The organism is Nocardia concava NBRC 100430 (assembly GCF_000308815.1).
GTDB lineage: Bacteria > Actinomycetota > Actinomycetes > Mycobacteriales > Mycobacteriaceae > Nocardia > Nocardia concava.
Genome location: NZ_BAFX01000014.1, coordinates 66,850 through 78,926, shown reverse-complemented (window position 1 = coordinate 78,926; position 12,077 = coordinate 66,850). Strand labels below are relative to the sequence as shown.

Here is a 12,077-nt window from a genome sequence, read left to right as displayed (position 1 = left end):
AAGCGCCGCGCCACCACCTCGCCCGCGATCTCGTCGAGTCGACGGCCGGTGGTGAAGGCGTGCCCGATCAACCGCGCGTAGGCGACCGCCGCGCTCGCGTCCAGTTGCACCGCGACCATGCCGGTGGCCTGATGGATCTCGCGGGTCGAAACCGTCAGCTCCCACCAGGGTCCCAGCGCCGCGTCGTCGACCTGTGGGGCGGGCGGAGCGAGCGTCGAGAGCAGCGCGGTGGTGATGACGTCGGCGATCTTCAGCGCATCGGCGAATGTCGCGGGGTCGCGCAGGACCTGCCCGGCATCGAGCAGGTCCAGGAAGCCGACGCGAATCGCGCCCAGCCGCAACGGGATCGAGCACACCGCGCCGAGGCTGGGCACCCGATCCCATTGGGCGAGCAGAGGCCAGCGGCCCTGCGCGAGCGCGGCCGCCGGATTCGTGACGCGCACCGGAGCGCCGGCGCGGTGGCAGTCGGGTCCCGGGCCCTCGCCGGTGGCGATTTCGGCGTCGGCGAGCCATCCGGCGGCGGGGCCGACCGAGCCGAGGACATCCCATCCACCGTCGGGCATCGCCGCGGCGATAGTAGCCCCGGAGATCGGGAGCACCTGCACGCAGATCTCGCACAACCGGCCGCCTCGCAGCGGCATGTCGTGGCCGTTGCCGGTCAGATCGTGCAGAGCGGACAGGAAGCGCGCCGACGCCGAGCGTGCGGCGTTCACGACATCCCGCCGGGGTCGCGCCCTGGCTCGGTGGTCATCGCTCGCTCCCGTCCGGCGTGGTCGGCTGTCGCCACGGCCCGACCGCGAGATGTCGGTAAAGCGGTCTGAACCATCAGACTAGTCCCCTGGCCGACCGAGCGGGGGCACGCGGCCTGCCCGGGCGTCGTCACCGCGGAGGGGCCCTGATCGGGAAGCGATGGCGGCGAACACGATCGCCGCCATGTATCCGGCAGCCATTGGCTCATGACCCATCCGTCTGCGCACCATGTCAGCAGATTCGACCACTCCAGGCGGTCCCGGGTGGCGGCAGCGTCGAACTCGGGGGTGACCGCGGCGATCAGATAGCGGCGTTCGGCCGGGGACTCGGGTGCGGCGAGCCGGTCGCACAGGGCCTCCGCGGCCAGGTTCACGTCGGCCGCGATGACGACGTCCGGCAATCTGCGCTCGAAGTGTTCCGGGCCTCGCGTGACCGCCTTGACAGACCATTGCTGAACGCCGGCAGGAGGTGGGGTTCGCGGCTGCGGACCGTGGTCAGGGCCGATGTTGTGATTATTGAAATTCATGCTGCCCCTGTCCGGATCGCTGGTCGATCCGCCGGGGTCTGGAGCGGCACTCGAACGATGGTCGTGCGCTTCGATATCGAATGACACGCGATCGTCCGCCGTCGCGCCAAGTGTACTCGCATGGTTATGCCGTGATCCGAAAAACATTGAGGCAAGCGAATTTCCGACCGGTCTGGCTAGTATCGAGCCGGATCGGGCGGGCAACTTCGGAGGGTTGCGCCAACTGTGGCGTCGGAGCGTTCTACCAATGGCAGGCGTCACGGCAGCAACAGCACGTCCGAACTGGTCGGACCAACCGTCGTCACCGGCTGGTCTCAGCCCCGCTGGCCTCCTGGTGCTTTGAGGGTGCTCAGGTCGAAATCGGCCTCGATGACCAGTCGACCAGTAAGAAGATGCTGGTCGGTCCTGTTCCCATCCATATAGTGCCCCGCCGAGGGCACATCGAGCGTTGGCGCCGACATCGGCGGAGGTCTGCCGCAGGCTCCTCCCGGTAGCGGAGCGGCAATTCCCTACAGCCGCAATCGAATCTGCGGCGACCAGAGTGGGTATCAGGTATCGCCGTCGCGGCAGGCTCAGGCGCAGACTGCGGCCTGGATGGAATTGGCCAGGGGGAGAAGCGGGCTGGATGCGCCGCCGGTGGCTTCGATCAGGAAGACCAGGGGGTAGGAGACGATCGCGCACTGGGGCGAGGGCGGGGGCGGGGTGGCCGCGGCGGTTCCGACGCCGGTCATGACCGCTCCGGCGGTCAGGGTGCCGGCGATGGCGGCGGTGGCGAGTAGTTTGCGCATATCGATTCCCAACTTTCGTTCTTCGGATGAACTGTTATAGACAACTCTCAGCAACTATCGAGCGAGAGGCTGCGAGTATTTCGCGATCGACCGCCGTCGTGACCCATGTCTCCTCAGTGGTGCACGACACAGAACGGGGTCGATTGATCTAGGACCGATTCTGGCCTGGATGGTCCGTAGGTTGATCGCTATGAACGCTGAGATCATTCCCTTTCGGATCCAGATTCCGCAGGTAGATCTCGATGATCTGCGTGAGCGGCTGGATCACACTCGGTACCCGTACCCGGTGCCGGGCACCGGCTCCGAGCAGGACCACGGCATCGCACCCGACTATCTGCGGGAGTTGGCCGACGAGTGGGCTCACGGCTTCGACTGGCGCGCACACGAAGCCGAGCTCAACACCTATCCACAGTTCGTCACAGAAATCGACGGGCAAACCATTCATTTCGTGCACATGCGCTCACCCGAGCCGGGTGCGACCCCGCTGCTGCTGAACCACAGCTTCCCCGCCTCGTTCGCGGAATTTCTGCGGGCGGCCGGACCGCTGGCCGATCCCCGCGCGCATGGCGGAGACCCGGCCGACGCCTTCCATATCGTCATCCCGTCGCTGCCCGGGTTCGCGTTCTCCACCCCGCTGTCCGCGCGGGGCTGGAATCTGGGGCGGACAGCGCTGGCGTTCGGGGAGTTGATGACCCGGCTGGGGTACGAGCGCTTCGGCGTCGCTGGCGGCGATATCGGTGCCGGGGTCGGCGGTCAGCTGGCGGCGCTGCTGCCTGATCGGGTGATCGGCGCGCTCACCGTGAGCGATCGCCTCCAGGTCGGGATGGCCGGTGACGACTTCCCCGTCCCCGACGGCCTCACCCTCGACGAACGCAAGGAATTGGAAGCGGCACAACATGATTGGTCGCAGCGCAAAGGCTATCGAGTGCTGCAGAACACCCAGCCCAACGCCCTCTCGGCGGGCTTGGCCGATTCCCCGATCCTGCAATTGGCCTGGATCGCCGAGAAATTCCAGGAATGGGCCAACCCCGCCACACCCATCACCCGCGACAACATACTGATCGGCGCGAGCCTGTACTGGTTCACCCGAACCGGCCCCGGCGCAGCCGATTTCTACTGGGAAATGTCACACACCCAGACCGGCTGGGGTGGCTCTTCTCCTGTGCCACAAGGCTCTTCACTGTTCTACAGCAACCCACTCGTACGCAAGATCCTCCACCCCGGCGACAACGTCGCCTTCTTCCGCGACCATCCCGCGGGCGGCCACTTCCCAGCCCTCGAGGTCCCGGACCTGTTCATCGACGACCTACGCGCATTCTTCAGCCAACTCCGCAACTGATGAAGGGTTTCTCGGCCGGCGTGATCGTTAAGGATCTCGCAAGTGATGGGCTAGTCCGGGTTCCTAGTGTCGGTGCTGTCGTGTTCGGTTCGCTGGATATGACACGAGTTGGCCGTGCGAGGAACGGGACTGGGGATGGGCGTTCTTACCATTGAGCCTGGCATCGGGGAGTTGGGGCGATGGGGGCCGGTTACCAGGGTGTTGGTTCGGTTCGGGGTGGTGTATTTCGGGCTGTTCGCGATGTTGTCTCAGGTCATTTTGGAGTTTCCGGGGGTGGGGGTGTGGTGGCGGCCGGTGGGTGGGGACTGGCCGCAGCCGGTGGTGGAGTGGGTGGGGCGCACTGTTTTCGGTGCTGCGGCGGTGCGTCGGGATTCGGGTAGCGGGGATACCGCTTATGACTGGGTGCTGTTGTTCTGCATTCTGGTGGCGGCGGTGATTGCGACGGGGGTGTGGAGCGCTCTGGATCGCGGGCGCGTCGAATATCGCAGGGCGGCAGGCTGGTTGATGGTGTTCCTGCGGGTGGGTGTCGCGGGGACGATGCTGAGTTACGGCTTCGCTAAAGCCTTTCCGTTGCAGATGCCGTCGCCGTCACTGGCCCGGTTGTTGGAGCCGTACGGCGATCTCACTCCGATGGGGGTGCTGTGGAGTCAGGTCGGGGTATCACCGGTTTACGAGATTCTGCTCGGGATCGCGGAGATACTCTGCGGCGTACTGCTTCTGGTGCCGCGTACAGCGGTGGAGGGGGCGCTGCTGACTGTGGTCTGCGCGGCGCAGGTGTGGATCCTGAACATGACCTACGACGTGCCGGTGAAGATTCTGTCGTTCCATGTGCTGGTCATGGCGCTGGTGTTGGTGGCGCCCGAAGCGCGGCGGATTGCGGCGGTGCTGCTGGGCAATGCCGTCGGACCGTCGACCGCGCCGCAACCTTTCCGGACTTCCCATGAACGACGGATCGTCGCGCGTCTTCAGGTTGCGCTGTTGGTGTGGCTGATCGCGGCGGGCACTGTCAACGGCGTTGTGTCCTGGCAGCAGCGCGAGCCCGAATCCGAGCTGTACGGGATTTGGGAAGTCGGTGCATTCATTCGGGACGGAGAATCGGTACCTGCGTTATCAGGGGACGAAATGCGCTGGCGTCGAGTGGTATTCGATAGGCAGACAACCGCGGATATCCAGACGATGGATGATCGGTTCCGACCCGTACGGGCGGAAATCAGCGCTGACACACAACAGCTCACGCTCCGCTCCTGGAGTGACCCCGAGTCCGCCGCACCGTGGGCGGCCTTCACCGTCGAGCGCCCCTCGCCGAATAGATTGCTGCTCAACGGCGAATTGGATGGACATCCGGTCAGGCTGGAACTGACCGCCCAGGAGGCAGACCGTTTCACGCTGCGGCAAAGCCGATTCCACTGGGTCACCGAGTTCCCAGATAACAGGTGCACCTCGGGCCGACCGGCCTGCCCCACACCGTCGGAATCATCGGCGAAGTGAAGAACTACGACGTCGCGCGCGAAATCACCTGTCCCGTCAGCGGACTCGAACGGCTTCCGCGAAGGCGTTGATGAGCGGCGACTGTCTGTCGGTGCGCCAGACGAAGGCCCAGCGGACCGGTGTCGCGTCGCGCACCGGGATCGAGGTGAGACCGGGCCAGGAGTAGAACTGGGCGTACTCGGCCGGGGCGGTGATCACCGCCTGCTCGGTCACCGCCGCTTTGAGTTCGTCCTCCCAGGTGAATGCCTCCGGACCGCGCCGGACCTTGCGGCCGGCGGGGGTGCGGCAGGGCAGGAACGCTTCCTCCATGGTCGCGTCCATCGCCGACGGCACCCCGGGCATCGGGTTGATGAACAGCAGATCGCCGTAGTCCTCCAGGCCGACGGATTCGCGATCGGCGTAGGGGTGGGTGTCGGCGAGCATGAGGATGATGCCGGAGGAGTGGGTGATCGGCCCGATGGTGATGTCGGGTTGGCGGAGGGGAAGCCAGAGATGCGCCACATCGACGTCGCCCGATCGCAGCAGTTCGAACGGGGTGAACGGATTGATATCGCGCTGAATCACTTTGACCGCCGGATACTGCGCCTGGAAGTTGTCGATAGCCTCGGTGACCATCCAGGTTTGCGGGCCCGCCGTGCCGATCGTCAGTGTCCCGCTGGGCGTTCGAGCATGGTTGGCGGCGGATTCGATACCGTCCATGATCTGCCGGTATCCGGCGTCGAGCTCGTGGTAGAGCCGTCGACCGGCGGCGGTCAAACGCACACTGCGGGTGGTGCGTTCGAACAACGGTGTGCCGATGCGCCGCTCCTGCTTCTTGATCGATTGGCTGATCCGCGCCGGAGTCAGACGCAATCGCTCGGCGGTACGCCCGAAGTGCAGCTCCTGAGCCAGGGTCAAAAAGATCTCGATGTCCCGCAGCTCCACCCGCGCAGGCTATCAAGATCTTCCGCCGACTATGCGGCCGTGACTTAACAGTGTGATGCGAAAGCCGGCGTTTTTCCGTCGGTGATCGGTGAGCAGACTGGGACTCCAATCATGACCCCAGGAGTCGTTTTGCGTAACAAGACCGTTCTCATCTGCGGCGCGAGCATCGCCGGACCCGCGCTGGCCTATTGGTTGAACCGGTACGGATTCCAGGTCACCGTGGTCGAGAAGGCCCCGACGCTGCGGCCGGGCGGGCAGGCGGTGGATTTCACCGGCGAGACCCACCATCGGGTGCTGGAGCAGATGGGGATCCTCGAGGACGTCTACGCCCACCAGACCGGCAAGACCGACACCGTGTTCGTCGACGCCGACGGCAAGCAGGTGGCATTCATGTCCGGCGATTTCACCGGCGGCGATGTCGAGATTCTGCGCGGCGACCTGTCCCGCATCATGTACGAAACGACTTGGCAGGACTGCGAATACATCTTCGGTGATTCCATCGGCGCGATCACCGAGACCGACAGCGACGTCTGGGTCGAGTTCGAGCGCGCCGCACCGCGGCGGTTCGACCTGGTGTTCGGCGCCGACGGTATCCACTCGCGGGTGCGGCGGCTGGTGTTCGGGCCCGAGAAGGATTTCGTGCAGCATCAGGGCCACTACTACTGCGTCGTCGGAGCCAGCCCCTGGACCGATACCCCGGCCGGGAACCGGGATCGGATCACCTCCTACGGCCACAACGATCCGGGTCGATACGCGGTCTCGGGTGGTGCGAAGGCGCAGCAGATGTACCTGTTCGCCTCCCCCGAGATCGACTATCCCCGTGACGATGTCGCCGTGCAGCGGCAGATCGTGAAGGAGACTTTCGCGGGTATGGGCTGGCGTGTACCGGACATGCTCGCCGAGATCGACAACTTCGACGACCTCTACCTCGACGCCATCGCCAAGGTGCGCAAGATGAAGAGCTTCACCCGCGGTCGCGTCGCACTGGTCGGCGACGCCGGGTACGCGAACACCCTGGCCGGCTTCGGAACCGGCGCCGCCGTCGTCGGCGCATATGTGCTGGCCGGTGAACTCGCCCGGGCCGCGGGCGATCACACCGCCGCCTTCCCCCGATACGACGAGGTCATGCGCCAGTACAGCAAGCTGTCCGACAGCGCCAACGCGGGCAGCTTCCTGTGCCCGAAGACCGCCCGCGGGTTGAGGTTCCGCAACTGGTTCCTCGGTTCCAAGGGCATAGGCTGGATGGAGAAGATGGCCGAAGGCTCGAAGAACCTGGAACTGCGGGACTATCCGACCCTCGTAGCCAGCGCCCGAGAAGGCTGAGCGCGCCGAACCACACCTCCCCCGTTCGCGCCGATCTGGATCGCCGAGCTGGTTCGCCGACGGAACGCACAGTAAGCAGCCGCCGACGCGCGGGCATAATGTGTAGCTGCCCAGGTGAACGGGCGTGAGGATGAGCGGATTTGGGGGATTCGGTGCGGCTGCCTTCGACGCGGGCGTTTCGGTATCTGATGAGCGCGTATCCGCCGCTGTTCTTCGCGGGCGTGCGGGTCGAGCATGTCGCCGAGGACTGGACCTCGGTTCGGGTATCGCACCGTGTCCGCCCCTGGAACCGCAATATCAACGGCGCGGCCTTCGGCGGCACGCTGTACGCGATGACCGATCCCTTCTTCGGAATCATGGCGCGCGGGCAGCTCGGTGACGGCTACCGCGTCTGGAGCGTCAGATCCGGCATCGAATTCATCGCACCCGGGCGCGGGATCGTCACCGCGACTATGGAACTCGACGCCACACAGGCCGAGCAGATTCGCCAGGCCACCCGCGATGGCGCCAAATCGATCACCACCCACTCCACCACCATCCACGACGCCGACGGCAATGTAGTCGCCCGCGCCACCCAGGACGTGTACGTCCGCCAGCTCCGCACCGAGACCGACACGCGTTCCGCCGGCTGAAGCCGGACCGATAAGCCAGATTTATCGGCCACCGGGGAGATCGACATTGATCCCAGAAGCGGACCGATGGGATCGTCTGGGAGGCAATACCTTCCAGCAGTGCCGAGAGGAACCGCACGCGATGACCGAGTCCCTGCCAACAACCGCCTTCGTCCGTGTCGGCCGTGTCACCTTCGATCCCAGCCTGTACGAGGCGGTCGTCGTCGCGGACAAGGAAACCTCGGAATACCTGATCCCGGCGATCCAGCAGCTGCCGGGCCTTCTCCACTGGTTTGCGGGCGTCTCCCCCGAGGGCTCGCTCACCCAGGTGAGCGTGTGGGACTCCGAAGAGCACGCGGCCCAGATGGACAACCTGAAAGAGATGCGAGTCAGGGCGCGCGACGATTTCAGGGCCGTCGGCGTGACATTCACGGCAGAAACCGCGACGTACACCAATTACCCCATCACGTGGACCATCTAGCCGTCGAACGGTTCGCCGCGCTCCTCAATCGATAAGGAGCGCGCGACGACGCCAGGCCCAGCGGAGCAGGCCCACGCCTACCGCGAGGGTGATCACGTTGATGCCGAGCTCGATCAATCCGCCTGCGCCCGAATGCCACCAGATCCCGTTCTCGAGGTCGTACAGCGCATCGAGGCAGAACAGATAGACAGCCGATCCGCCACCCGCGATGAGCCAAAGCAGTGCAGTGGCATGACGTTTGATCAATGCGACGGCAGCCGCGATCACGCACACCGCCAACCAGGCGTCAGCCAGCGGGAAAGCGTTCTCGAACTCGATGTACGCGGGCCGCTCGTTGCTGGCGACCACCGCGCGAGCGCTGAACCAGAGCACCCAGTAGGCGGTCAGGATGACCAGACTGGCCGCGAGCACCATGAGCACCCGCTTCCTGGACCGGTCACCGATTTCGAGCTGCACCGCCACGCCAGCCATTGTGAAACGCCGCAACTCACGCGGAGATCGAATCGGCCGAGAAGGTGGGGAACTGAGTCACTCCCTCCTTGTGGCCCGATTCCCCCCGCCCTTCACGGCGCGATCCTCACCGCGGAAGCCGTGCGCGAGGCGCTGGCTGCGCAACTGGCCGACTACAAGGTCCCCACCCATATCCGCATCGTCGACTCACTGCCCCGCGACGACAGCGGCAAGGTCTACAAGCGTCAGCTCCAGATCACCTACCGGGAATGCGGATCACATTCCCGACAATCCAATACCGGTGTTCAAACCGGCATTCGCTGATCTATTGTCTCCTCGGGGGATTCGGTGACCACGTCAACCGCAGCCTGTCTCGCGGTTTCGCGCGGGTCGGGGAGGGACCGGTGTGGACATCGGACGAGGATCCCGCCATCCACATCGAGAGTTAGGAATGCGAGTCAAATGGAACTGATCATGATCTTCTTCCAGCGCGCCCTGCAGGTGGCCAACGCGGGATCTTCCTGGGCCAACACCCCCCACCGCTGACCCGGTGAGTCGTGCGTCGGCCCCGACCCCGGGGCCGACATCAGTGTTCGGGGCGGCAGGTGATGTCGGGGGCCGGAAGCCGCCCACGAACCAGGCCCTGAGGGGCGAAATCGGCGGCGGGCATGCCTGACGGTCGTTAGGCTCGTTGCCCGGCAATGGCCACCGACGACAACCTCGCTCTGATCTATGGGGAGACGGTGATCGACACCGCCCTGGATATCGCGAAGATCAAGGCGCGGCGGCTCGGGCAATGCGCGGAGCTGACCATTCACGACGGCGACGGGGATACCCACCTGAAGTTCACCGAGGTGGGGCTGCCCAGCGGTTTGCGCGCCGATCAAGCCGTCGAATTCAGCTCCAGTGGTAGTTCGGCGGCGTACACGGGCGCCGGCATCAAACTCGACGGCTTGGCCGTCGTGCGGGGCATGACCGTGTCGGTCACCGCCCTCTCGATGGAGTCGAAGCAGCTCGACAAGGCCGCCTTCGACAAGATCTTCCTTGCCGCGGTCGCGAAGGTCGCTGACGCGAAATAGCTTTCTGAACTGGGCTCGAGTGGGAGCTGACGGCGGGTGCGGGGCGTGTCAGGTCGGCGTCAGGTCGGTATCAGCGGGGGGCGCGATAGTCGTTCGCATACCGCCTATCGCAGCCGATGAAGGAGCCTTCGCCATGAATACTTTCGCTACCCCGGGACCGATCGCCATCGATGTTGACGTGCTGTGCGGCAATGTCAGCGTTGTCGCCTCCGACCGTGGGGACACGGTGGTGGAGGTGCGGCCGGGTGATGCGGCCAAGAAGGCCGATGTGAAGGCTGCGGCGCAGACGCGGGTCGAGATGGTCGGCGGGACGCTGAGCGTGAAGATGCCGAAGAATTGGCGGACGTATACGCCGTTCGGCGGGAACGCGTCGATCGAGGTGACGGTGTACGCGCCGACGGGGTCGAAGTTCAAGGCTGCCGCGGGGGTCGGGCGCATCACCGGTGCGGGGGAGCTCGGGGAGTGCGCGCTGGAGTTGGCGCTGGGCGACATTGTGGTGGAACGGCCGCTCGGGTCGGTGACGGCCAAGACGTCGAAGGGCGATATCCGCATCGGCGAGGCGACGCGTGGCGTGATGCGACTGCAGACCTCCATCGGCGAGCTCGAGGTCGGGATCCGGCCGGGCAGCGCGGCGCGTGTGGTGACCGATGTGCAGCAGGGTTCGGTGCACAACGACTTGTACCCCGTCGCGGCGGATGCCGGTGACGTCGTGCTCGTGAACGCGCAGAACTGCCTGGGCAACATCATCATCCGGCACACCACCGCCGTCTGAACCGCGCCCGCAGAGCAGGAATTCATCATGGAACTCCGGGTGGACCGGGAGCGCTGCATCGGCGCCGGCATGTGCGCGCTGACCGCTCCCGACGTATTCGACCAGGACGACGAGGACGGCCGCGTGGTGCCGCTGACCCTCGTCCCCACCGCCGAGCAGGAGGCCGCCGCGCGGGAAGCCGTGCAGCAGTGCCCCTCCGGCGCACTCACCATCGCCCACTAGTCAGCAGACAAGCGAAATACTTTTCACGACAAGGAAATACGATGACCCACACCGTCCCGGTCCCCCACGGCCTGCCCATGGAACGCAATGCCGGACCCTTCGCCCCGCCCCGCGAGATCACCGAGTTGCGCGACGCGCGCCCGGTCAGCCCGCTGATCTTCCCCGACGGCCATCACGGCTGGCTGGTGACCGGCTACGACGCGGTCCGAAAGGTCATGGCGGACACCAGGTTCAGCTCCCGCCAGGACCTCGGCGTCGTGCACGTGCCCTACGAGACGCCCGGCATGCCGATCCAGACCGAGCCCTCCCCGCAGATCCCGGGCCTGTTCGTCGCCATGGACCCGCCGGACCATACTCGCCTGCGGCGCAAGCTCACCGGCGCGTTCACCGTCAAGCGCATGAAGCAGCTCCAGGACCACATCGTCGAGATCACCGAGCAACAGCTGGACGCCATGGCGCAGCTGCCCGAGCCGGTGGACCTGGTCAAGGAGTTCGCGTTGCCGGTGCCGTCGCTGGTGATCTGTGAACTGCTCGGCGTCCCCTACGCCGACCGCGACACCTTCCAGGTGAACTCCGCCAAGTTCCTGGTCAAGGAGCAGACGCTGGAGGAGAAGGGCGCCGCCTACGGCGCCATGACCGGCTACCTGGCCCAGCTGGTGATGAGCAAGCGCGCCGAGCCCAGCGAGGACATCCTCTCCGACCTGGCCCGCGACGAGGATCTGAGCATCGAGGAGCTGGTCGGCATCGCCTTCCTGCTGCTGCTCGCCGGTCACGAGACCACCGCGAACATGTTGGCGCTGGGCACTTTCGCGCTGCTGGAGCATCCGGACCAGGTGGCCGCCCTGCACGCCGACCCGGAGCTGGTGCCCGATGCCGTCGAGGAGCTCATGCGCTTCCTGTCGGTCGCCGACATCTTCTATCGCTACGCGACCGAGGACATCGAAATCGGCGGCGAGACAATCGAAAAGGGTTCGACGGTAGTCGTCTCGCTGCTGGCCGCCAATCGCGATCCGAAGCAGTTCGCCGATGCCGACGCCCTCGACATCCACCGCCGCGCACGCGGTCTGGTCGCCTTCGGCCACGGCATCCACCAATGCCTGGGCCAGCAGCTGGCCCGCATCGAGATGCGCGCCGGTTTCGCCGGTCTGCTGCGCCGCTTCCCGACCCTGCGCCTGGCGATTCCGGCCGACGAGGTGCGGCTGCGGACCGATATGAATATCTACGGCGTGCACGCCCTGCCGGTCACCTGGACCGAGCAGGCGCACACCCGGACGGAGGAGGCGCACTGACCGGGCCGTCGGCGGCGGTCCAGCGACCCGGAGAC

Annotated in this window: 15 protein-coding genes; 10 read left to right on the top strand and 5 right to left on the bottom strand. The window is 65.7% G+C overall.

Annotated features, from left to right (window positions below; genetic code table 11):
* The 3 genes from ON43_RS42115 to ON43_RS04315 form a co-directional block, all read right to left on the bottom strand.
* Positions 1–713: ANTAR domain-containing protein (locus tag ON43_RS42115; protein ID WP_051177873.1), on the bottom strand; the 713-nt coding region annotated here is incomplete at its 3' end.
* The gene (locus tag ON43_RS04320; RefSeq protein ID WP_157513895.1) at positions 710–1,363 is read right to left on the bottom strand and encodes a hypothetical protein; all 654 of its coding nucleotides are present in this window, start codon (positions 1,361–1,363) and stop codon (positions 710–712) included. The genes ON43_RS04320 and ON43_RS42115, both read right to left, overlap by 4 nt.
* Before the next feature lie 485 nt (positions 1,364–1,848).
* Positions 1,849–2,064 (bottom strand): hypothetical protein, encoded by a 216-nt coding sequence (locus ON43_RS04315; RefSeq protein WP_040803729.1) that lies wholly within the window; start codon positions 2,062–2,064, stop codon positions 1,849–1,851.
* A gap of 190 nt (positions 2,065–2,254) precedes the next feature.
* Between ON43_RS04315 and ON43_RS04310 the strand changes: the two genes are divergently transcribed.
* Both ON43_RS04310 and ON43_RS04305 read left to right on the top strand, forming a co-directional pair.
* The gene (locus ON43_RS04310; protein ID WP_086007885.1) at positions 2,255–3,403 is read left to right on the top strand and encodes an epoxide hydrolase family protein; all 1,149 of its coding nucleotides are present in this window, start codon (positions 2,255–2,257) and stop codon (positions 3,401–3,403) included.
* A gap of 135 nt (positions 3,404–3,538) precedes the next feature.
* Positions 3,539–4,891 (top strand): hypothetical protein, encoded by a 1,353-nt coding sequence (locus ON43_RS04305; RefSeq protein ID WP_063712482.1) that lies wholly within the window; start codon positions 3,539–3,541, stop codon positions 4,889–4,891.
* Positions 4,892–4,927: 36 nt separating this feature from the next.
* Here ON43_RS04305 and ON43_RS04300 read toward each other — a convergent pair whose 3' ends face one another.
* Positions 4,928–5,815, bottom strand: a complete 888-nt coding sequence (locus ON43_RS04300; RefSeq protein WP_040803724.1) for a LysR family transcriptional regulator — start codon at positions 5,813–5,815, stop codon at positions 4,928–4,930.
* A gap of 129 nt (positions 5,816–5,944) precedes the next feature.
* Between ON43_RS04300 and ON43_RS04295 the strand changes: the two genes are divergently transcribed.
* The 3 genes from ON43_RS04295 (at position 5,945) to ON43_RS04285 (ending at position 8,230) form a co-directional block, all read left to right on the top strand.
* A complete protein-coding gene (locus ON43_RS04295; protein ID WP_040803785.1) occupies positions 5,945–7,138 on the top strand; it encodes an FAD-dependent monooxygenase in 1,194 nt (397 codons plus the stop codon).
* A 152-nt stretch (positions 7,139–7,290) separates the two neighbouring features.
* Positions 7,291–7,770, top strand: a complete 480-nt coding sequence (locus tag ON43_RS04290; protein ID WP_281033299.1) for a DUF4442 domain-containing protein — start codon at positions 7,291–7,293, stop codon at positions 7,768–7,770.
* A gap of 121 nt (positions 7,771–7,891) precedes the next feature.
* On the top strand, positions 7,892–8,230 hold the full coding sequence (locus ON43_RS04285) for a hypothetical protein (RefSeq protein WP_040803718.1): 339 nt from the start codon (positions 7,892–7,894) through the stop codon (positions 8,228–8,230).
* A gap of 24 nt (positions 8,231–8,254) precedes the next feature.
* Here ON43_RS04285 and ON43_RS04280 read toward each other — a convergent pair whose 3' ends face one another.
* Positions 8,255–8,692, bottom strand: coding sequence for a hypothetical protein (locus ON43_RS04280; protein WP_157513894.1), 438 nt, complete (start codon positions 8,690–8,692; stop codon positions 8,255–8,257).
* 129 nt (positions 8,693–8,821) lie between these two features.
* On the opposite strand from ON43_RS04280, the gene ON43_RS04275 reads away from it, so the two are divergent.
* The 5 genes from ON43_RS04275 to ON43_RS04255 all read left to right on the top strand — a co-directional run bounded on the left by ON43_RS04275 (position 8,822) and on the right by ON43_RS04255 (position 12,042).
* The gene (locus ON43_RS04275) at positions 8,822–9,004 is read left to right on the top strand and encodes a hypothetical protein (protein WP_040803717.1); all 183 of its coding nucleotides are present in this window, start codon (positions 8,822–8,824) and stop codon (positions 9,002–9,004) included.
* Between the two features lie 377 nt (positions 9,005–9,381).
* Complete coding sequence (locus ON43_RS04270) at positions 9,382–9,759, top strand: hypothetical protein (RefSeq protein ID WP_040803715.1); 378 nt, start codon at positions 9,382–9,384, stop codon at positions 9,757–9,759.
* Positions 9,760–9,892: 133 nt separating this feature from the next.
* Entirely contained in the window at positions 9,893–10,531 is a 639-nt protein-coding gene (locus ON43_RS04265) for a DUF4097 family beta strand repeat-containing protein (protein WP_040803713.1), read from the top strand.
* 27 nt (positions 10,532–10,558) lie between these two features.
* Positions 10,559–10,753: a ferredoxin gene (locus ON43_RS04260; protein WP_040803712.1), complete on the top strand. Its 195-nt coding sequence runs from the start codon at positions 10,559–10,561 to the stop codon at positions 10,751–10,753.
* 41 nt (positions 10,754–10,794) lie between these two features.
* Complete coding sequence (locus tag ON43_RS04255) at positions 10,795–12,042, top strand: cytochrome P450 (protein WP_040803711.1); 1,248 nt, start codon at positions 10,795–10,797, stop codon at positions 12,040–12,042.
* The last annotated feature ends 35 nt before the right edge of the window (positions 12,043–12,077 follow it).

What these genes read in the sequence shown, in the direction of transcription:
- ON43_RS04255 (WP_040803711.1), top strand. Translation starts at nt 10,795, where the DNA reads ATGACCCACACCGTCCCGGTCCCCCACGGCCTGCCCATGGAACGCAAT.
- ON43_RS04305 (WP_063712482.1), top strand. Translation starts at nt 3,539, where the DNA reads ATGGGCGTTCTTACCATTGAGCCTGGCATCGGGGAGTTGGGGCGATGG.
- ON43_RS04260 (WP_040803712.1), top strand. Translation starts at nt 10,559, where the DNA reads ATGGAACTCCGGGTGGACCGGGAGCGCTGCATCGGCGCCGGCATGTGC.
- ON43_RS04285 (WP_040803718.1), top strand. Translation starts at nt 7,892, where the DNA reads ATGACCGAGTCCCTGCCAACAACCGCCTTCGTCCGTGTCGGCCGTGTC.
- ON43_RS04270 (WP_040803715.1), top strand. Translation starts at nt 9,382, where the DNA reads ATGGCCACCGACGACAACCTCGCTCTGATCTATGGGGAGACGGTGATC.
- ON43_RS04315 (WP_040803729.1), bottom strand. Translation starts at nt 2,064, where the DNA reads ATGCGCAAACTACTCGCCACCGCCGCCATCGCCGGCACCCTGACCGCC.
- ON43_RS04310 (WP_086007885.1), top strand. Translation starts at nt 2,255, where the DNA reads ATGAACGCTGAGATCATTCCCTTTCGGATCCAGATTCCGCAGGTAGAT.
- ON43_RS04265 (WP_040803713.1), top strand. Translation starts at nt 9,893, where the DNA reads ATGAATACTTTCGCTACCCCGGGACCGATCGCCATCGATGTTGACGTG.